The sequence below is a fragment of the Micromonospora sp. NPDC049101 genome (genome assembly GCF_040648675.1).
In the GTDB taxonomy this organism is placed as follows: Bacteria; Actinomycetota; Actinomycetes; order Mycobacteriales; family Micromonosporaceae; genus Micromonospora.
This window is the reverse complement of sequence record NZ_JBEZED010000021.1, coordinates 76,598-95,177: the sequence shown is the minus strand read 5'-3', so window position 1 is coordinate 95,177 and position 18,580 is coordinate 76,598. Positions and strand designations below refer to the sequence as shown.

At 72.2% G+C, this 18,580-nt stretch carries 15 protein-coding genes; 6 read left to right on the top strand and 9 right to left on the bottom strand.

Translation table 11 applies throughout. The features are described from left to right. Positions 1-32: 32 nt before the first annotated feature. The gene (locus AB0B57_RS25940) at positions 33-1,865 is read right to left on the bottom strand and encodes a DUF2079 domain-containing protein (protein WP_357074910.1); all 1,833 of its coding nucleotides are present in this window, start codon (positions 1,863-1,865) and stop codon (positions 33-35) included. A 225-nt stretch (positions 1,866-2,090) separates the two neighbouring features. Between AB0B57_RS25940 and AB0B57_RS25935 the strand changes: the two genes are divergently transcribed. After that, positions 2,091-3,344 (top strand): PHB depolymerase family esterase, encoded by a 1,254-nt coding sequence (locus AB0B57_RS25935; RefSeq protein WP_357074907.1) that lies wholly within the window; start codon positions 2,091-2,093, stop codon positions 3,342-3,344. Between the two features lie 183 nt (positions 3,345-3,527). Here the strand turns inward: AB0B57_RS25935 and AB0B57_RS25930 are convergent, their stop codons facing one another. Then, positions 3,528-4,427 (bottom strand): TIGR01777 family oxidoreductase, encoded by a 900-nt coding sequence (locus tag AB0B57_RS25930; RefSeq protein ID WP_357074904.1) that lies wholly within the window; start codon positions 4,425-4,427, stop codon positions 3,528-3,530. Positions 4,428-4,737: 310 nt separating this feature from the next. On the opposite strand from AB0B57_RS25930, the gene AB0B57_RS25925 reads away from it, so the two are divergent. Beyond that, on the top strand, positions 4,738-5,589 hold the full coding sequence (locus AB0B57_RS25925; RefSeq protein ID WP_357074902.1) for an NmrA family NAD(P)-binding protein: 852 nt from the start codon (positions 4,738-4,740) through the stop codon (positions 5,587-5,589). A gap of 28 nt (positions 5,590-5,617) precedes the next feature. Here AB0B57_RS25925 and AB0B57_RS25920 read toward each other — a convergent pair whose 3' ends face one another. Further along, complete coding sequence (locus AB0B57_RS25920; protein WP_357074899.1) at positions 5,618-6,616, bottom strand: aldo/keto reductase; 999 nt, start codon at positions 6,614-6,616, stop codon at positions 5,618-5,620. A 56-nt stretch (positions 6,617-6,672) separates the two neighbouring features. Here AB0B57_RS25920 and AB0B57_RS25915 point away from each other — a divergent pair, with 56 nt between their 5' ends. Then, positions 6,673-7,050 carry a MerR family transcriptional regulator gene (locus AB0B57_RS25915; RefSeq protein ID WP_357074897.1) on the top strand — a complete coding sequence of 126 codons (378 nt, stop codon included), beginning with the start codon at positions 6,673-6,675 and terminating at the stop codon, positions 7,048-7,050. A gap of 22 nt (positions 7,051-7,072) precedes the next feature. Here AB0B57_RS25915 and AB0B57_RS25910 read toward each other — a convergent pair whose 3' ends face one another. Next, a complete protein-coding gene (locus AB0B57_RS25910; RefSeq protein ID WP_357074894.1) occupies positions 7,073-7,597 on the bottom strand; it encodes a hemerythrin domain-containing protein in 525 nt (174 codons plus the stop codon). A gap of 98 nt (positions 7,598-7,695) precedes the next feature. After that, positions 7,696-9,033 carry a low temperature requirement protein A gene (locus AB0B57_RS25905; protein ID WP_357074891.1) on the bottom strand — a complete coding sequence of 446 codons (1,338 nt, stop codon included), beginning with the start codon at positions 9,031-9,033 and terminating at the stop codon, positions 7,696-7,698. 212 nt (positions 9,034-9,245) lie between these two features. Between AB0B57_RS25905 and AB0B57_RS25900 the strand changes: the two genes are divergently transcribed. Further along, positions 9,246-10,181: an SDR family NAD(P)-dependent oxidoreductase gene (locus AB0B57_RS25900; RefSeq protein ID WP_357074888.1), complete on the top strand. Its 936-nt coding sequence runs from the start codon at positions 9,246-9,248 to the stop codon at positions 10,179-10,181. A gap of 61 nt (positions 10,182-10,242) precedes the next feature. On the opposite strand, the gene sucB is transcribed toward AB0B57_RS25900, so the two are convergent. Both sucB and lpdA read right to left on the bottom strand, forming a co-directional pair. Next, positions 10,243-12,084, bottom strand: a complete 1,842-nt coding sequence (sucB, locus tag AB0B57_RS25895) for a 2-oxoglutarate dehydrogenase, E2 component, dihydrolipoamide succinyltransferase (protein WP_357074885.1) — start codon at positions 12,082-12,084, stop codon at positions 10,243-10,245. A 67-nt stretch (positions 12,085-12,151) separates the two neighbouring features. Next, entirely contained in the window at positions 12,152-13,543 is a 1,392-nt protein-coding gene (lpdA, locus tag AB0B57_RS25890; RefSeq protein ID WP_357074882.1) for a dihydrolipoyl dehydrogenase, read from the bottom strand. A gap of 178 nt (positions 13,544-13,721) precedes the next feature. Here lpdA and AB0B57_RS25885 point away from each other — a divergent pair, with 178 nt between their 5' ends. After that, positions 13,722-14,051, top strand: coding sequence for a hypothetical protein (locus AB0B57_RS25885; protein ID WP_357074879.1), 330 nt, complete (start codon positions 13,722-13,724; stop codon positions 14,049-14,051). 108 nt (positions 14,052-14,159) lie between these two features. Here AB0B57_RS25885 and AB0B57_RS25880 read toward each other — a convergent pair whose 3' ends face one another. Beyond that, a complete protein-coding gene (locus tag AB0B57_RS25880) occupies positions 14,160-15,734 on the bottom strand; it encodes a leucyl aminopeptidase (protein WP_357074876.1) in 1,575 nt (524 codons plus the stop codon). A gap of 162 nt (positions 15,735-15,896) precedes the next feature. Between AB0B57_RS25880 and gcvT the strand changes: the two genes are divergently transcribed. Beyond that, on the top strand, positions 15,897-17,027 hold the full coding sequence (gene gcvT, locus AB0B57_RS25875; protein ID WP_357074873.1) for a glycine cleavage system aminomethyltransferase GcvT: 1,131 nt from the start codon (positions 15,897-15,899) through the stop codon (positions 17,025-17,027). Positions 17,028-17,249: 222 nt separating this feature from the next. Here the strand turns inward: gcvT and AB0B57_RS25870 are convergent, their stop codons facing one another. Beyond that, positions 17,250-18,545, bottom strand: a complete 1,296-nt coding sequence (locus AB0B57_RS25870; protein WP_357074870.1) for a DUF2314 domain-containing protein — start codon at positions 18,543-18,545, stop codon at positions 17,250-17,252. Positions 18,546-18,580 lie beyond the last annotated feature (35 nt).

The window sequence follows — 18,580 nt, the reverse complement described above, 5'->3', positions numbered from 1 at the left end:
GGAGGCAAGCCGGTCCCGCGTTTCCGGCGCGGCTACCGGTCCGCCGGTGGGATCCGCCAGAGCCAGACGTCGTCGACCCGCTGCGGCTCGCCGAACAGGGCGGTGCCGGTACGAAGCAGCGCCTCCTCGTCGACCTCGAACTTCGCGCCGTGCACCTGGTCGGCGAGCACCACCGTCTCGATCCGCCAGTGCCGCAGGTCCGACTGCACCTCCCGGATCGTTCCGTCGGTGACGATCGGCACCAGCCCGGTCCGGCCGGCCTGGTCCATCAACGCGCTCAGCGTGCGGGGCACCGGGCCGATCCGGCCCCGCCCGTCCGGCCCGCCGGGGCCGAGGAAGAATCCGCCGGGGATCTCGAACTCGCCCTGCCGGTGCGCCAACGCGTACGCCTGCCAGCGTTGACCGTCCGGGTAGATGTCCACGGTCAACGGCACCGGGGTGAGCACCCCGTCCGGTGAGACGTAGTCCCGCCAGGTGCCCGAGGTGATGAACCGGGGAATGGGCTCCCGCTCGTCGGTCAGCAGCGGGGTGGGCAGCAGCGGCACCAGGGCCACCGCGAACCCGATCAGCCAGGCCAACTCCGTGGAGCGGTGCCGGGGTGGTGCGGCGCGCAGGTGGTCGACCGCGTACGCCAGCAGCAGCCCGATCACCGGCGCGACCACCAGCGCCAGCCGGGCCGGCAGCGCGGCGTTCACCACCGGCAGTTGCCCGAGCAGGTCGAACGGCATGGGCAGGTCGATGCGTCGCCCGTCGACCTTGGCCACCGGCCCGAAGGAGAGCACCGCGAAGATCAGCGCGAGGACGCCCAGCGCCCAGAGGGTGGCCCGGCGGCCAGCGTCGGCCCACCGCCAGAGCGCGACGAAGCAGACCACGGTGAGCACCAGCAGCGGAACGCCGAAGAACGAGTTCTCCTCGGTCGGGTTCGGGGCCAACGAGGTGCCCAGCCCCGCCTCGCCGGCCAGCGAACGCCGCGGGAACGCGGCGAACGCGGCGATGTCCTCGGAGTGGATCACCGGGTCGAAGCCGGTGCCGTGGAACCGTTGCGGCCCGGCGAAGTGCAACCACAAGGGGTACGACAGCAGCACGCCGGCCACCACCGCGGTCACCCCGAGCCCGCGCAGGAAGGTGGGCAGCGCGGCGCGGGCCTCGGCCCGGTTGACCGGATGCAGCGCCCAGACCGCGACGAACACCCCGAGCGCCAGCGCGGTGAAGAAGAGCCCTTCGGCGGCGATGGAGAAGGCCACCGCGACCAGCACGCCGAGGAGCACTCCGTCGCGCAGCCAGTGCCCGGGGCGGCGCAGCGCGAACAGGCGCCAGATCAACAGCGGCACCAGCCAACCGGCGGTCCAGTTCAGATGGGCGTTGGCGTGCGAGACCATGCCGGGGGAGTAGGCGACGAACAGGCCGCCCACCCCGGCGGCCAGCCGGCTGCGGACCAGGTGCCGGGAGAGCAGCCAGTACCAGACCAGTGCCGTGGCGAGCAGGTTCAGGGTGAGGATCACCAGGAACGTGGCCGGCGGCCCGATCAGGTACGTGAGCGGGGCGAAGACCACCGCGTACACCGTGATCGAGGTGTTGACCGCGAGGTTCACGCCGTCCGGGACGTTGATCAGGTACGTGAAGAGCGGGTTGTCCCCGTGGGTGACCGCGTGGCCGCCGAAGGCCAACAGCCACTCGAAGAGCGCCTGGTCGCTGGAGTTGACGGTGATGGTGCGAACGTTCGGGTCCCGCCACAGCCCGCTCGTCACCCAGACGGCGAGCGCGAGCGCCACCAGCACGACGATCAGGTCGGCCCGGCGGTCCCGGACGACGCGCGGCGGTGACGCGGGTGCGGGCCCGGTGGCCAGCGACGGGGAGGACGGCACGCAGCGGACGTTACCAACCGGACCTGGACAGGCCGGTCAGACCTGCGAGGAGGGGACCGTTGTTGTCGCGTGAGGCTGGGGAGGACTCGCGTCGACGGTTCGGCGTACACCTCGGCGGCCGTGAATGTGTGAGCGCGCCCCATGTCAGGGCGGCGACACATCGTCGTAACGTCACGGCAATTCGACCGTGACCCAGTTCACAGTCCGCTGCCTCAGGAGGCCGCCGTGCGCCGCTCCTCGTCCATCCTCACCCGGCTGATCGGCGCGGGCGTCGGGCTCGTCCTCGCCGCAGCCGGCGCGGTCGCCATCGCCGCACCCGCCCAGGCCGCCACCCTCACCCAGGTGACCGGGTTCGGCTCCAACCCGGGCAACCTCGCCATGTACGCCTACCGGCCGGACAACCTGCCGGCCAACTCCCCGGCCGTGGTGCTGTTGCACGGCTGCACGCAGACCGCCGCCGGGTACTTCGCCAACTCCGGCTACCAGAAGTACGCCGACCAGTGGAAGTTCTCCCTGATCGTCGCCCAACAGCCGGCCGGCAACAACGCCAACTCCTGCTTCAACTTCTTCGAGGCCGGCGACACCGCCCGGGGCCAGGGTGAGGCGCTGTCCATCAAACAGATGGTCGACCACGCCAAGGCGAACTTCGGGGTGGACGGCTCCCGCGTCTTCGTCAGCGGGTTGTCCGCGGGCGGGGCGATGAGCGCGGTCATGCTCGCCGCGTACCCGGACGTCTTCGCCGCCGGATCGATCATCGCGGGCATCCCGTACCGCTGCGCCACCAGCATGGTCAACGCCTTCAGCTGCATGAACCCGGGCGCGGACAAGACCCCGGCCGCCTGGGGTGACCTGGTCCGGGGCGCGTACTCCGGTTATGCCGGCCCGCGGCCCCGCGTGGCCATCTGGCACGGCACCTCGGACCCGACGGTCGCCCCGCTCAACGGCACCGAGTCCCGCGACCAGTGGACGAACGTGCGCGGCATCTCGCAGACCCCGACCAGCACCTCGTCCCTGCCCGCCAACACCAGCCTGGAGGTGTACGGCAACGACGAGGTACGGCTCTACCGGGTCTCCGGCATGGGCCACGGCACCCCGGTCGACCCGGGTTCCGGGGCCGACCAGTGCGGCACCGCCGGGGCGTACTTCCTGGACACCATCTGCTCGACGTACCGTGACGCGCTCTTCTTCGGCCTGAACGGCGGCGGCACCACCCCGCCCCCTACCCCGACGGCCACCCCTACCCCGACCCAGACGGCCGCCCCGACCCCGACCCAGACGGCCGCCCCGACCCCGACCCCGACCACGCCCCCGACCTGCGTGACGGCCAGCAACTACGCGCACGTGGCGGCGGGCCGGGCCTACCAGTCCGGCGGCTACGCCTACGCCAACGGCTCCAACCAGCGCATGGGCCTCTACAACACCTTCTACACCAGCACCCTCAAGCAAACCGCCCCCACCCACTGGGTAATCGGCTGCTAACCCCCTGCCCGCCCTGCCCCCCACCCCCCTGCCCCCGTTGATCATGGGGTTATTGCCACGACACGCCGATGGGAGTGGCAATAACCTCATGATCAACGCGGCGGGCGGGCGGCGCGGCGGGCGGCGGGGCGGCGCGGCGGGGCGGCGGGGCGGGGCGGGGCGCGGCGGGGCGGCGGGGCGGGGTTAGTTGGTCAGGGCTTTTTGTAGGGCTGCCGGGAGGGTGGGGTGTTGGTACGGGAAGGCGGCTCTCGTCAGGACGGCGGGTAGGACCCTGGTGCTGGTGAGGGCCTCGTGGGCGAAGCCGCCGAGGGCCACCTTGAGGGCCAGCGCGGGGATCGGGATGACCGCCGGGCGGTGCAGCTGCCGGGCCAGCTCGCGGGTGAACTCGGCGTTCGTCACCGGGTTCGGGCCGACCACGTTGACCGGGCCGGCGATGTCATCGCGGTCCAGCAGGAAGAGGGTCGCGTCCAGCCAGTCGACGAGCGAGATCCACGGCAGCCACTGGCGGCCGCTGCCCAACCGCCCGGCGATGCCCAGCTTGAACGGCAGCAACTGCGGCTTGAGCAGCCCGCCGTCGCGGTGCAGCGGCAGGCCGGTGCGCAGCCGCACCACGCGTACCCCGGCGTCCTCGGCCGGTCGGGTCGCGGCCTCCCACACCCGGCAGACGTCGGCCAGGAAGCCCTCACCGGCCGGCGCGTCCTCCTCCACGGCCCGGTCGCCGGTGTTGCCGTACCAACCCACGGCCGAGGAGTTGAGCAGCACCCGGGGCCGGTCCGCGGCCGGCAGCCCGGCGATGGTGGTCGCGAGCGTGGTGGTGCTGTCCACCCGGCTGGTCCTGATCAACCGCCGGTAGTTGTCGTCCCAGCGCTTGTCGCCGACGCCCGCTCCGGCCAGGTTGACCACCGCGTCCGCCTCGGCGACCACGGCCGGGTCGAGCTGCCCGGCGGCGGGGTCCCACCGCCGCTCCTGCGAGTCGCGCGGCGACCGACGGACCAGCCTCGTGATCTGGTGCCCGTCCGCCGTGAGCCGTTCGGCCAGCCGAGTGCCGAGGAAGCCGGACGCGCCGGCCAGAAGGATGCGCATACCCCCATCTTCGTCCAGAACGCGCTTGGCGGATGCGTGGGGCCGGCCACGGGGGTGTGTCCGGCAAGAAATCTGTGCCAGCACGCCGACCCGCGTGGAAAACGCAGGTCAAGGGGCGTCCCGGCCGCCGAAAAAGGTGTGCCGCGCGCATTCGGGGTCACCGCGTTTCCGCAGGTCAGAGCAAACATGAATACGTTATTCGCAATTGCTTCCGGCGCGGATCTGACCGACCATGAGCCAATCCGAGAGCGCTCCCGTTTGGCGGGGTTGGCTCGCCGTGCCCGCCGACGGGCGACCCTGAGGAGGAACCATGCCGATTCTGGTGACCGGAGCGACCGGGACTGTCGGAGGCAGCCTGGTCCGGCAACTGGTGAACGCCGGCCACGACGTACGCGCGCTGACCCGCGATCCCGCGTCGCCGGCGGCCACCGCGCTGCCCGCCGGGGTGGAGGTGGTGGCGGGCGACTTCGCCAGGCCCCACACGCTGGTTGCGGCGCTGCGCGGCGTGACGCGCATGCACCTGGTCGCGATGGACGGGTACGGGCCGCTGACCACCGGCGCGGAGATCCTGGAACTGGCCCGACAGGCCGGCGTTCGCCGGGTCACCCATCTCGGCCACAACGATCCGAGTCGGGCGGACGACGATCCGATCGAGGCACCCCACCGGCCCCTGCACCGGGCCGTCGAGAACTCGGGCCTGGAGTGGACGCACGTCTTCCCTGGTGAGTTCATGGCCAACACCCGCGACTGGGCGGCCGGGATCCGCACCGAGGGGGTGGTGCGGGCACCGTTCGGGGACTGGAACAGCGCGCTGGTCCACGAGGCGGACATCGCCGCGGTCATCGTGGCCGCGCTGACCGAGGACGGCCACGCCGGCCGCGTCTACCAGCCCACCGGGCCGGAGCCGGTCCGCCGCCGCGACGCGGTCCGGATGATCGGTGAGGCGATCGGCCGCCCGGTGCGCTTCGACGAGCTGAGCCCGGAGCAGGCCCGCGAGCACTGGAGGGACCTCTACCCGGCCGAGGTGATCGAGTGGTTCCTGGAGATGGGGCGTCATCCCGACGGCAGCGGCTGGGTCGCCCCGGACGTCGAGCAGGTGACCGGCCGCCCCGGGCGCACGTTCCGGCAGTGGGCCGCGGAGCACGCGGACGACTTCCGGTGACGGCGCCCGGGGCGAGGGCCGTTGACGGTCAGGCCGCGTGGACCGGTCGCAGGTCGGCGAGCAGTCGCTCCACCTCGGCGTACGCCTCGGCGCTGAGCGGGCCGAGCGCCAGGGTCGCCAGGTTCTCCTCGGCCTGCGCCACCGTGCGCAGACCGGGAATCGGGACGGTACGCGGGCTGCGCGCCAGCAGCCAGCCGAGCGCGCCCTGCGCGAGGGTGCGCCCGTCCGCCGTGAGCGCCGCGCGGACCTGGTCGACCCGGGCCGCCCAGCGTGGCGTCGGTCGGCCGTCGGTGAACCACTCCAACCACTCCGGGGCGCGCCCGCGCACATCGTCCGCCCCGACCGCCCGGGTCGACCCGGTGAGCAGCCCCATCGCCAGCGGCCCACGGTTGAGGCTGGCCAGATCGTGGCTGTCGCAGACCGCCAGCACCGCCGCGTTGTCGCGCAGCACCGACTCGTCGTGCTGGATCGCGGCGCAGTGCCGGCCGGCGGCCGCGAACGCCTCCGCCGAGGCGGGATTGTCGGTGCTCCAGCCGTACGCCCGGATCTTGCCCTGGTCGACAAGGCCCTCCAGGGTGTCGACCAGGTCGAGCGCGGCGGGCACCGGCAGCTCGTTGATGTGCAGTTGGTACAGGTCGACGTGATCGGTGCCGAGCCGGCGCAGTGAGTCTTCCAGGCTGCGGACCGCGAACGTCGGGCTGGCATCACTACCGAGCCACCGCCGGGTCTCCTCCTCGCTGACGTTGCCGAACTTGGTGGCGATCACCGCGCGGTCCCGCCGGCCGGTCAGCGCCCGACCGAGGATCCGCTCGCTGTGCCCGGCACCGTAGTTGCTGGCCGTGTCGAACAGGGTCACCCCGAGATCGAGCGCCCGGTGGATGGTGCGGATCGACTCGTCGTCGTCCACCTCACCCCAGCCGTACGGCTGTCGGTCGTCGCCCCAGAGCGGTCCACCGATCGCCCAACACCCCATGCCGATGGCGCTCACCTCGATGCCGCTGTGTCCCAGCGTCCGTGTCGTCGTCATGGCGACCAGCCTCCAACCTGGAGCGCACTCCAGGTCAAGCACTACCATCGCGGAGCATGAACGGTTACGCCCCCTCAGAGGCCGCCCGCCGCAGTGGCTTCAGCCTGGACACCCTGCGGTACTACGAGAAGATCGGGCTGCTCGCCGACGTGGAGCGGACGGCGGGTGGGCAGCGGGTCTTCACCGACGACGACCTCGGCTGGCTGGTGCTGTTCCGCTGCCTGCGCGACACCGGGATGCCGATCGCGCAGATGCGCCGCTACGCGCAGCTGGCCCGCGAGGGCGAGCACACCGCCGACGAGCGGCGCGACCTGCTGCGCCACCACGCGGCGCGGGTGGAGGAGCAGATGCGCCTGCTCCAGCGCCAGTACGACCACCTGCGGGAGAAGATCCGCTTCTACGAGCGGCCGCCCGGCCCGGCGTCGCCGGAGTAATCGGCGCTGGGCGGGCCGTCCGTCAGGTCGGCGGTGCGGTCAGGCCGAGGAGTTCCTCGGTCGTCCCGGGTTGGCCGGTGAGCGCGTTCAGCGCGCTGACCAGCCGTTTCTCCTCGTAGCGGAAGTGCGACTCGAGCAGCGCGGCCAACCCGTCCAGCTCGGCGCGCACCTGGGCGAGTGGCAGCGCCGGGTCGCCGGCGAGCAGCGCCTCGACCCGTTCCAGGATGCCGGCCACCACCTCGTGGTCGGTGATCAGGTTCGCGATGACCGGGCGCAGCTCGGGGACCTGGTTGGCGAGCAGTCGGAACGCGCCCGCGTCCTCACCGGAGTGGTGTCGGCCGAGTGCGGCGCAGAAGGTCAGGCAGTGCGCCCGCAGGTCCCGGGACGCCCGCGCGTCGCCCGAGGTGTCGAGGCCGGCCCGAAGCCGGGCCAGTTCCGCGCTGAGCCAGAGGTGGATCTCGATCATCTGATTGCCGACGGCGGCGAGCCGGCCGGCCGGTGAGTTGCCCGGGTGCACGTTCGTCCCATGCTGTCCCCGCGCCTCCATGCCCACGGCGGCCTTCGAGCCGGGTGCACCGCGACGCTGCGCCGGAGTCTAGCTTGACCGGCCCGCCCGGTCGCACCCCGAACCGGGAATACCGGCGGTCACGGGGTGGTCGGCTCGTCGGTCTCCCGGACGTCGTGCCAGCGGGCGCGCCAGGCGGCCTCGTGGGCCTCGTGGCTGGTGCGCTCCTGGAAGACGGCGGCCCGCAACGCGTGCCGGGAGTCCGACAACACCAGCACCTCCACCGCCACCAGCCCCACGCAGATCACTGTCGCGAGGGTGAGGGCGCCCAGCCCCGGCAGGTGTTGGCCGACCGGCAGGGCGGCCGTCAACACCACGATGACACCGACGCGGGTCCAGGTGACGGTGTGCAGGGTACGTAGCTGAAACAGCAGGTTGACGGCGAAGTAGCAGATCAGCCCGCCGAACAGCATCGGCACGGCCGGGCCCTCGACCCGCTCGGCGATCCCGCCGGCCGGGTCGGTGATCTTGTGCAGGATCTGCTCGTTGCCGATCGAGAAGAGGATCACCCCCGCGATCATCGGCAGGTAGAGGTACGCGTACGCGTCCCGGGCCATCGCCACCCGCGGGCTGCCCTCGGACGAGTGCAGGGCGATCCGGGCGGCCGGCCCGACGAAGTCGAAGTGCGCCCACCAGAGGGCGGCCGTGACCACGATGCCGAGTGCGGCGGCCGTTACCGCCGGCCAGGTGACCGGCTTGCCGAGCAGGTTGCCGCCCACACCCGTGGAGATGATCGACTCGCCCAGCGCGATGATCAGGATGAGGTCGTAGCGCTCCGTCCAGTGTTCGGCGCTTGTCACCCCCCACCCCCAGGTGCCGACGATGAAGCCGGTGGCGTACTGCACCACCACCACCGCGATCCACAGCCCGTCGCGGACCAGGGCGGCCCGGTCCGGGTCGGTGATCTGCGGCGGGATCAGCGCGGCGGCCAGCAGCAGCACGATGCTCACCGCCAACTCCGGGGCGAACCGCCGCAGTTGCCGCCGCTCCTGCGGGCTGTCCCGCACCACGTGCTGATACAGGTACATGTGCACGGCCCGGACCACGACGTAGCTGACGGCCACCAGCATCGGGCCGCCGGCGCCGCCCTTCGGGTCGCTGAACGCCTGCGGCAGCGCCAACGCGAACGCGAACAGGGCCACCATGGCGATCACCATGAGCACCGGCACGTAGCCCTCACCGAGCCGGACCCGGGTGGCGACCAGGCTGTGCACCACCCAGATCCACCAGAGCACGGCGAGCACCAGACTGGCGTGCAGCAACTGTCGACCGGAGATGTTCGCGGCGGTCGCCCGGGTGATGATGAAGAACGAGAAGACGAAGACCAGGTCGAAGAAGACTTCGAACTTGTCCACCCGGGCACCGGGGGCGATCGGGACGGCGGGGCCCAGTTGTCCGCCCCGCCGGTAGCTGCCCACGGTCCCACTCTGGCAGCGTCTGGCCTGCTCGAAGGCTCGAACGGCGATGGCGGTGCGGTCGAGCGTTACCTCCGGCCTGGGGCGGGAAACCGCCGGGACCGGCCCTCGTTCGGTCCGGAGCGCCGTCGGTCGGCGCGGAGGCCGAATCACGGCCGCCAACGGCCTCCGGCAGCGGGCCGGTCGGTCCGACCCACCCCGGACAAGGATGGATCATGACGACGAACAACCCGATTACCACCTCGTTCGCCCATCACTCCACGGCCACGGACGTGATCCGGGGCGTGGACCTCGTCCGGCGGCGGGCGATCGTCACCGGCGGGTCGTCCGGCATCGGCGTGGAGACCGCCCGGGCCCTGGCCAGCGCCGGCGCCGAGGTCACCCTGGCCGTCCGCGACACCGACGCCGGGCAGCGTGCCGCCGACGACATCACCGCCACCACCGGCAACGACCGGGTCATGGTCGCGCCGCTCGACCTCGCCGACCACGCTTCGATCGCCGACTTCGTGGCGAACTGGGACGGCCCGCTGCACATCCTGGTCAACAACGCCGGCATCATGGCCGCCCCGGAGATGCGCACCCCGCAGGGCTGGGAGATGCAGTTCGCCACCAACCACCTGGGGCACTTCGCGCTCGCCACCGGGCTGCGACCGGCACTCGCCGCCGGCGACGGGGCCCGGATCGTCTCGGTCAGCTCCGCCGCCCACCTGCGCTCGCCGGTGGTCTTCGAGGACATCCAGTACGAGCGCCGAGAGTACGAGCCGTGGCAGGCGTACGGGCAGTCGAAGACGGCAAACGTGCTCTTCGCCGTGGAGGCGACCCGCCGCTGGGCCGACGACGGCATCCTGGCCAACTCGCTGATGCCCGGCGCGATCCAGACCAACCTGCAGCGCTACGTCAGCGAGGAGGAGCTCAACCGGATCCGGGCGGGCAACGCGGCGGCGTGGAAGACAGTCGAACAGGGTGCCGCCACCTCGGTGCTGGTCGCCGCCTCACCACTGCTCGACGGTGTGGGTGGGCGCTACTTCGAGGACTGTCAGGAGGCCGCCCCCGCCCAGCCCGGCGGGCGCACGGGCGTCGCGGCGTACGCGCTGGACCCGGAGGCCGCCGAGCGGCTCTGGAAGGTCTCGACCGACCTGCTGAAGAGCTGAGCGACGCAGACGAAGAGGCGCCCCGGTCGACGACCGGGGCGCCGCTACGCGATGCGCGGGATCAGGACAGGCCCAGCTCCGCCTCGAAGTTGCCGGCCTCCAGCCGCTCCTTGATCGCGACCAGGAAACGGACCGCGTCGGCACCGTCGATCAGCCGGTGGTCGTAGGACATGGCCAGGTAGACCATCGACCGGACCGCGACGACCTCGCCCAGATCCGGGTCGTTGACCACGACTGGCCGCTTGACCACGGCACCCGTGCCGAGCATCGCCGACTGCGGCGTCGGCACGATCGGCGTGTCGAAGAGGGCGCCCCGGCTGCCCGTGTTGGTCAGCGTGAAGGTCGCCCCGGCGATCTCGTCCGGGCTGATCTTGTTGATCCGGGTCCGCTCGGCCAGGTCGGCCACCCGCTTGGCGATGCCGCCCAGGTTGAGGTCACCGGCGTTGTGGACGACCGGCACGACGAGGCCCCGCTCGGTGTCCACGGCGATGCCGAGGTGCTCCGCGTTCGGGTAGCTGATCGTCCCCTCGGCCAGGTCCATCCGGGCGTTGACGATCGGGTACGTCTGCAGCGCCTCGACGGTGGCGAGAGCGAAGAACGGCAGGAAGGACAGCTTCACGCCGTGCCGCTGCTGGAACGAGTCCTTCGCCTGCGCCCGCAGCTTGGCGACCCGCGTGACGTCCACCTCGATGACAGTGGTGAGCTGCGCCATCTCGTGCAGCGACTCGTGCATCCGCTTGGCGATCGCCTTGCGGGTCCGGGTCAGCTTCTCGGTGGTGCCCCGCTTGCCGCTCGGCTGCGGCTTGACGGCCGGCTTGGCCGCAGCCGCCGACGGTGCGGCGGCCGGCTGCGCGGCGGGAGCGGGAGCGGCCTTGGCGGCCTTCGCCTTCTCGGCCGCGTCGAGGACGTCCTGCTTGCGGATCCGGCCACCCACGCCGGTGCCGTTGAGCGTGGACAGGTCGACGCCGTGCTCACTGGCCAGCTTGCGCACCAGCGGGGTCACGTACCCGGCGGCCTCCTCGCCGGCACCCGGCGCCGGGGCGGACGGGCGCGACGGCGCCGAGGTCGCCGCGGCCGGCTGCGCGGCCTGCTCGGTCTTCGCCGGCTGCGCCGAGCTCTCGGTCTCCGCGGCCGGTTCGTTGTACGACATGCCCGGCGTGGGCTCGTCGACCTTCGGCTCCTGCTTCGGCGCGGCCTTCGGAGCCGGCGCCTCCGCCTTCGGCTCGGGCTTCGGCTCGGGCTTCGCCTGGGTGGGGGCCGCACCGGCAACGCCGATGATCGCCAGGTCGGCGCCGACCGCCGCGGTCTCGTCCTCGGCGACCCTGATCTCCAGGACGGTGCCGGCGACCGGCGAGGGGATCTCGGTGTCCACCTTGTCGGTGGAGACCTCCAGCAGCGGCTCGTCGACCTCGATGGTCTCGCCGACCTGCTTGAGCCAGCGCGTGACAGTGCCCTCGGTGACGCTCTCACCCAGGGCCGGCATCTTCACCGCGGTGCCCTCGCCCGAGGAGGCGGCGGCCGGAGCCGGTGCCTCGGCCGGTGCCTCGTCCTGGGCCACCTCGTCGGCGGTGCCCTCGGCGGCGGCCGTCGGCTCGGTGACCGGCTCGACCGACTCGGCCGGGGCCTGCTCCTGCGGGGCGGCCTCGCCACCGCCGGTCGACTCGCCCTCACCGGCGATGACCGCCAGCTCGCTGCCGACCTCGGCGGTCTCGTCCTCGCCGACCACGATCCGGCTCAGCACGCCCGCCGCGGGCGACGGGATCTCGGTGTCGACCTTGTCGGTCGAGACCTCGAGCAGGGGCTCGTCGACCTCGACCGTGTCGCCCTCCTGCTTGAGCCAGCGAGTGACGGTGCCCTCGGTGACGCTCTCGCCGAGCCGGGGCATGGTGACCGATACCGGCATGTTCTGAGACTCCTTCATTCCCCTGGTGGGATCTTCGCCCGTCGCCGGACGCCGCGGTTGTGGATGATCAGGCGTGCGCGTGCAGCGGCTTGCCGGCGAGGGCCAGGTGCGCCTCGCCCAGGGCCTCGTTCTGGGTCGGGTGGGCGTGCACGAGCTGGGCGACCTCGGCCGGGTAGGCCTCCCAGTTGTAGATGAGCTGCGCCTCACCGATCAGCTCACCCACCCGGGCGCCAATCATGTGTACCCCGACCACGGGGCCGTCCTCCACCCGCACCAGCTTCACGAAGCCGGTGGTCTTGAGGATCTGGCTCTTGCCGTTGCCGCCCAGGTTGAAGTTGACGGTCTTGACCTTGTCGGCGCCGTACTGCTCCTTGGCCTTCGCCTCGGTCAGGCCCACCGACGCCAGCTCCGGGTCGCAGTAGGTGACCCGCGGGATGCCGACCTCGTCGATCACGGCCGGGGTCTGCCCGGCGATCTCCTCGGCGACGAAGATGCCCTGCTGGAAGCCGCGGTGCGCGAGCTGGAGGCCGGGCACGATGTCGCCGACCGCGTAGACGTTCGGCACGCTGGTGCGCAGCCGCTCGTCGGTCAGCACGTAGCCGCGGTCCATCTTGACGCCCTGCTCCTCGTACCCGAGGTTGGCGGTGTTCGGGCCGCGACCGACGGCGACCAGCAGCAGCTCCGCCTCGACGGTCTCGCCGCCGGAAATGGTCAGCTTGACGCCGTTCTCGGTCTTCTCGACCTTCTCGAACGGCTTGCCGACCTTGAAGTTGATCTTCCGCTTGCGGAACGCCCGCTCCAGCGCCTTCGACGACTCCTCGTCCTCGGCGGCGACCAGCCGGGGCAGCGCCTCGACGATCGTCACGTCCACCCCGAAGGACTTCCACACGCTGGCGAACTCGACGCCGATCACGCCGCCACCGAGCACGATCACCGACGACGGCACCCGGTCCATCATGAGCGCGTGGTCGCTGGTGATGATCCGCTCGCCGTCGACCTCCAGGCCGGGCAGGCTCTTGGCGTACGAGCCGGAGGCCAGGACGATGTTGCGGCCGGTGTAGCGCTTGCCGTCGACCTCGACGACGTTCTTGCCGACCAGCTTGCCCGCGCCGGCCACGAAGGTGATGTTCTTCGAGCTGCCCACCAGGCCCTGCAGGCCCTTGTACAGGCGGGAGATCACACCGTCCTTGTACGAGTTGACCCCGGCCATGTCGATGCCGATCAGCTCGGCCTTCACACCGAACTGCTCCGACTCGCGGGCCTGGTCGGCGATCTCGGCGGCGTGCAGCAGCGCCTTCGTCGGGATGCAGCCGTTGTGCAGGCAGGTCCCGCCGAGCTTGCCCTTCTCGATCAGCGCGACCTTCAGGTCCAGCTGGGCGGCGCGCAGCGCCGCCGCGTAACCGCCGCTGCCACCTCCGAGGATGACGATGTCGAAGGTCGCTTCGTTCGGCTCGCTCACGTCCAACTCCCAGGTCGCGTCGCTGCATCGGGGGTCACGGGGGTGTAACACAGACACACCCCACCTCGGTCATCTTGTCACCACCGGGCACAGGGTGCGTACCGAGGTGCCCAACGACACGTCATCGACACGTACCCTTGGCACCGTTGTCGATGACGCACGGTGGGGGAGAGGTCCGGTGGGGTTGTTCCGGCGCCGCAAACAGGCGGCTGTGCCGAGCCGTGATCGTGTCGCCGATCGTGGCGACCTGGACCATCTGGAGAACTTCGTCCGGAGCCGGCGTGGCGTCGAGGCGTTCATCGAGCCGCGGACGACGGTGACCGAGACCACCGTCATCCTGATCGCCGACGACGGGGAGTGGACCCGGCGGCGCATCGACGGCCCGGACGGCGCCCGGCGCTTCGCGTACCGGATGGGCATCCCGGTGTACGACGTCCGGCTGATGGGCTACCCGCAGCGGATGCGCGACTTCAACGAACGGCGCAAACGCCGCCCCGAGCGGCACTGAGGCGCGAAGCCCGCCCGAGCGGCACCGAGGCGCGAACGCCGCCGCGAGCGGCAGCGAGACGTGCGGAAGGGCCGCCCGCGTCGGCGGGCGGCCCTTCCCGGAGCTTCGTCAGCCGTTGGCGGCGACGTCCTCGACGAGCTGCACCAGCATGCGGACCGGGACGCCGGTGCCGCCCTTGGTCCAGTAGCCGGTCGGCTCGCCCGAGTGGTAACTCGGGCCGGCGATGTCGATGTGCGCCCAGGCCACGTCGTCGGTCACGAACTCGCGCAGGAACACCCCGCCCTGCAGCATGTGACCGGCCCGGTCCATCCCGGCGTTGACCTGCGAGATGTCCGCCACGTCGGACTCCATGCCCTTACGCACGTCGTCGGGCAGCGGCATCGGCCAGGCGGGCTCGCCGACCGCGTCGCCGGCCACCTGGACCCGCTCGCACAGCTCCGGGGTGCCCATCACGCCGGCCACCCGCTTGCCCAGCGCGACCACCTGGCCACCGGTCAGGGTGGAGGTCTCGAACAGGTAGTCCGTGCCGTCCGCGCAGGCACGGGCCATGGCGTCGCCCAGGATCATCCGGCCCTCGGCGTCGGTGTTGAGCACCTCGACCCGCTTGCCGTTGAACATGGTGATCACGTCACCCGGCCGGTAGCTGGTGCCCGACGGCATGTTCTCCGCCATCGGCAGGTAGGCGCTGACCGCCACCGCCGGCTTCAGCGCGGCGATCGCCAGCATGGCCGCGCCCACCGCGGCCGCGCCGCCCATGTCGGACTTCATCTCCCACATGCCCTGCGCCGGCTTGATCGAGATGCCGCCGGTGTCGAAGGTGATCCCCTTGCCGACAAGCGCGACCCGCTTGCCGTTGCCGCCGTTCTGCGGCGTGTAGGTGAGCTTCACCAGCCGGGGCGGGGCCTCCGAGCCCTGACCGACCGCGACGATGCCGCCGTAACCGCCGGCGGCCAGCGCCGCCTCGTCCAGCACCTCGACGCCGAGGCCCGCGTCCCGGGCGGCACCGGCGACCGCGTCGGCGAACGACGGCGGCCGCAACTCGTTCGGAGCGGTGTTCACCCAGTCCCGGGTGAGCCGGACCGCGTTCGCCACCACCTGCGCCCGGGTGACCTCCGCCTGGGCGCCCGCGTCATCGGCGTCCGGCACCGCGATCAGCACCTCGGTCACCGGCTCCCGCCGGGTCGGCTGCGGACGGGTCTTGTAGCCGGCGAACCGGTACCCGCCGAGCAGCGCGCCCTCCGCGACCGCGCGCAGCTCGGCCGACGCGTCCGCGTCGTCCGGCAGCGGCATCGCCAGCGCGACCCTGGGCGCGCCCGCCAGGGCCCGGATCGCCGAACCGGCGGCCCGGCGCAGCGTCTCCGGGGCCGGGGCGGCACCCGACGGCTCCGGGCCGAGCCCGACCGCGGCGACCAGCGGGGCGGTCACGGTGCCCAGCGTGGCCAGCTTGATGACCTCACCCGGCCCACCGGTCGCGCCGAGCAGCGCCAGCGTCTCGGTCAGCTTTCCGTCGAACGCGGCGGCGATGCTCTCCGCGCCGCTGGCGAGCAGCAGGGTGCCGGCGAGGCCGCTCGTGGCGCCCTGCTCTCCGGTCTGGCTGTGCACGCCGATCACGATCGCGTCGACGGCGAGCTCGGCCGGATCGGTGTCGACCAGGCTCAGGTTGGTGGTGCGGGGCGATGTCACTGAAGCTACTCCGGGCGGGCCGGGCCGGTCGCGGCGTCGCGTACCGGCGGTGAAGGTCTTCGGCGGAACGTACCCGCCGAACGTCATGGTTGTCCCGCCGACAGCGCCAGCGGGCTCCCGCCGATGCTAACCAGCGACCTGGCCCCCGGTAAGTTGCCACCCATGACCGACGTGACCTCCGACGCCGCCGCGACCCGGCTGCGTCGTTCCCCGCTGCACGAGCGGCACACCGCCGCCGGCGCCAAGTTCGCCCCCTTCGGGGGCTGGGAGATGCCGCTGGAGTACGCCGGCGGCGGGGTGCTCAAGGAGCACACCGCGGTGCGGACCGCGGTCGGGGTCTTCGACGTGTCGCACCTCGGCAAGGCCCGGGTCAGCGGCCCCGGCGCGGCCGACTTCGTCAACTCCTGCCTCAGCAACGACCTGGGCCGGATCGGGCCGGGCCGGGCGCAGTACACGCTCTGCTGCGACGACGCCACCGGTGGCGTGGTGGACGACATCATCGCCTACCTGTACGCCGACGACCACGTGTTCCTCATCCCGAACGCCGCGAACACCGCCGAGGTGGTGCGCCGGTTGCGCGCCGCCGCGCCCGCGCAGGTCACCGTCACCGACGAGCACGACGGGTACGCCGTACTGGCCGTGCAGGGCCCCCGCTCGGCCGAGTTGCTGACCGCCCTCGACCTGCCCACCGAACACGGCTACATGAGCTTCTCCGCGGCGAGCCTGGCCGGGGTGGAGCTGACCGTCTGCCGTACCGGGTACACGGGCGAGCTGGGATACGAGCTGGTGGTGCCGGCGGAGCACGCGGTGACCGTCTGGGACGCCCTCTTCGCCGCCGGGGAGGCGTTCGAGCTGCGGGCCTGCGGCCTGGCCGCCCGGGACACCCTGCGTACCGAGATGGGCTACCCACTGCACGGGCAGGACCTCTCGGTGGATATCACCCCGGTGCAGGCCCGCTCGGGCTGGGCCGTCGGTTGGGACAAGCCGGCCTTCTGGGGCCGCGACGCGCTGCTCGCCGAGAAGGCCGCCGGCCCCCGGCGTACGCTGCGCGGCCTGGTGGCCGTCGACCGGGCCATCCCCCGCCCCGGCATGACCCTGCACGTGGGCGACACCCAGGTCGGCGAGGTGACAAGCGGCACCTTCTCCCCAACCCGCAAACAGGGCATCGCCCTGGCCCTGCTGGACACCGACGCCAACCTCGCCGAAGGCGACGAGGTCGAGATCGACATCCGAGGCCGCCGAGCCCCCCTGACCCTAACCAAACCCCCCTTCGTAACCCCCTCAGTGAAGTAACCCACCCCCACCGTCCCCCGTCCCCCCGTCCCCCCGTCCCCCGTCCCCCTCCCCCCACCACCGTCCCAGGCCCCGTTGATCATGGAGTTATAGCCGCCGCCGCCGGCGTGTCATGGCTATAACTCCATGATCAACCGGGGCGGCGGGTGGGGGTGGGCGGGGCGGCGGGTGGGGGTGGGGCGGGGGTGGGTGGGGGTGGGGGTGGGGGCAGTTGGGGTGGGGTTAGCGGGTGGGGGTGGGGGGTTCGCCGGAATCTAGGACTGCCTGGGTCCAGCCGCCTTCGATGACGCCTGTCGCGTCCAGGATGGCCCAGTCGACTACGTCTGCCGCCTCCACCACCACCGGGGCGCCGATGCGCACGCTCGGGTCGGTGTTGGCGTCGCTGGCGCTCACGCCGACGATCCGCTCCGGGGCCTCCCAGGTGGTGACGCCCGCCCAGACGTACTCCGGGCCGTCGTCGCCGGGCAGGCCGTACTTGACCACCAGCTGCGACTCCGCGGGCAGCCGGCCGGCGACGAACCGGGCCCGCGCGTCACCCAGCGCCGCCCGCGCGGTGGCGACCGCCCGGCTCATCGCGTCACCGGAGCGGGCGTAGCGCACGTCCGGCTGGATTCCGGAGAACAAGGTCGCGCAGGCGGCGGCGTAGTAGCGCCCGTCCGGGCCCGGGTGGCCGGCGGGTGGGCGCAGGCTCAGGAACGAGTCGGCCTCCGGGTCGGTCGCCGGGTCCAGTTCCAGGCGCAGCAGCACCGGGGCCGTCGCGCCGTGTTGCTCCGGATTGCCGTACGCCACCGCGATGTCGTGCCCGGTGACCGTGGCCAGCACCGGCAGTTGCACGAACGCCGGCACCTCCTCGCCGGTGAGCCCGTCGGTCCAGTCCCGCAGCAGTCGACGGGCCGCCCCGGTCATCACCGCACCCCAGGCGCGGGTGAGGTGGTCGGGCACCCCCTGGGTCTGCAACTCGAGCAGCCCGAAGCGGCGCAGCCCCTTGGTGGTGAACCACAGCCCCTCCCTGTCGGACGAGTACGGCACCAGCACCCAGTCGACAAGTCGGACGCGGCCCTGCTCGTCGGGGAGCGAGCGCAGCGCGGTCGCCGGGTCGAGGAACTGCAGGCCGAAGACGTCCACCACGTCGCTGTCGACGGACTCCGCCACGGCGGCCGCGACCGCGCGGGCCGCCCACTCGTGCGCGGGCGGCCAACCGGGCCGGTATTCGGCCTGTACGACCACCAGGTGGCTCGCCGCGGCCAGCCGGGCCAACTGCTCCTCGGTGGCGCCGAACGCGGTGAGCAGGTCCGGCGGCAGCTCGGGAAAGTCGGCGATCGGCCGGGTGTCGACGCTCATCAGCGGGCTGTCCAGCATCTGGCGGGCCAGCCCGTGCACCGGCTCGGCCAGCCGGCCGGTCAGGGCCGCCACCGCGGTCTTCGCGCTGACCTTCGGCAGCCCCGCCATCGGCACCAGGTAGGTCGCGCTGAGCGACTCCGGCACCGGTACGGGCAGGAAGTCGTCCGTGATGAGCATGCTTGTTTCCCCCGGTGGCCGTGCCGGTGCTGTCG

Excerpts from the sequence above, each read along its gene's own strand:
- AB0B57_RS25930 (WP_357074904.1), bottom strand. The coding sequence starts at position 4,427 with ATGCGCATCCTTCTGGCCGGCGCGTCCGGCTTCCTCGGCACTCGGCTG.
- AB0B57_RS25900 (WP_357074888.1), top strand. The coding sequence starts at position 9,246 with ATGACGACGAACAACCCGATTACCACCTCGTTCGCCCATCACTCCACG.
- AB0B57_RS25920 (WP_357074899.1), bottom strand. The coding sequence starts at position 6,616 with ATGACGACGACACGGACGCTGGGACACAGCGGCATCGAGGTGAGCGCC.
- AB0B57_RS25915 (WP_357074897.1), top strand. The coding sequence starts at position 6,673 with ATGAACGGTTACGCCCCCTCAGAGGCCGCCCGCCGCAGTGGCTTCAGC.
- gcvT (WP_357074873.1), top strand. The coding sequence starts at position 15,897 with ATGACCGACGTGACCTCCGACGCCGCCGCGACCCGGCTGCGTCGTTCC.
- AB0B57_RS25910 (WP_357074894.1), bottom strand. The coding sequence starts at position 7,597 with ATGGAGGCGCGGGGACAGCATGGGACGAACGTGCACCCGGGCAACTCA.
- AB0B57_RS25925 (WP_357074902.1), top strand. The coding sequence starts at position 4,738 with ATGCCGATTCTGGTGACCGGAGCGACCGGGACTGTCGGAGGCAGCCTG.
- sucB (WP_357074885.1), bottom strand. The coding sequence starts at position 12,084 with ATGCCGGTATCGGTCACCATGCCCCGGCTCGGCGAGAGCGTCACCGAG.
- AB0B57_RS25870 (WP_357074870.1), bottom strand. The coding sequence starts at position 18,545 with ATGCTCATCACGGACGACTTCCTGCCCGTACCGGTGCCGGAGTCGCTC.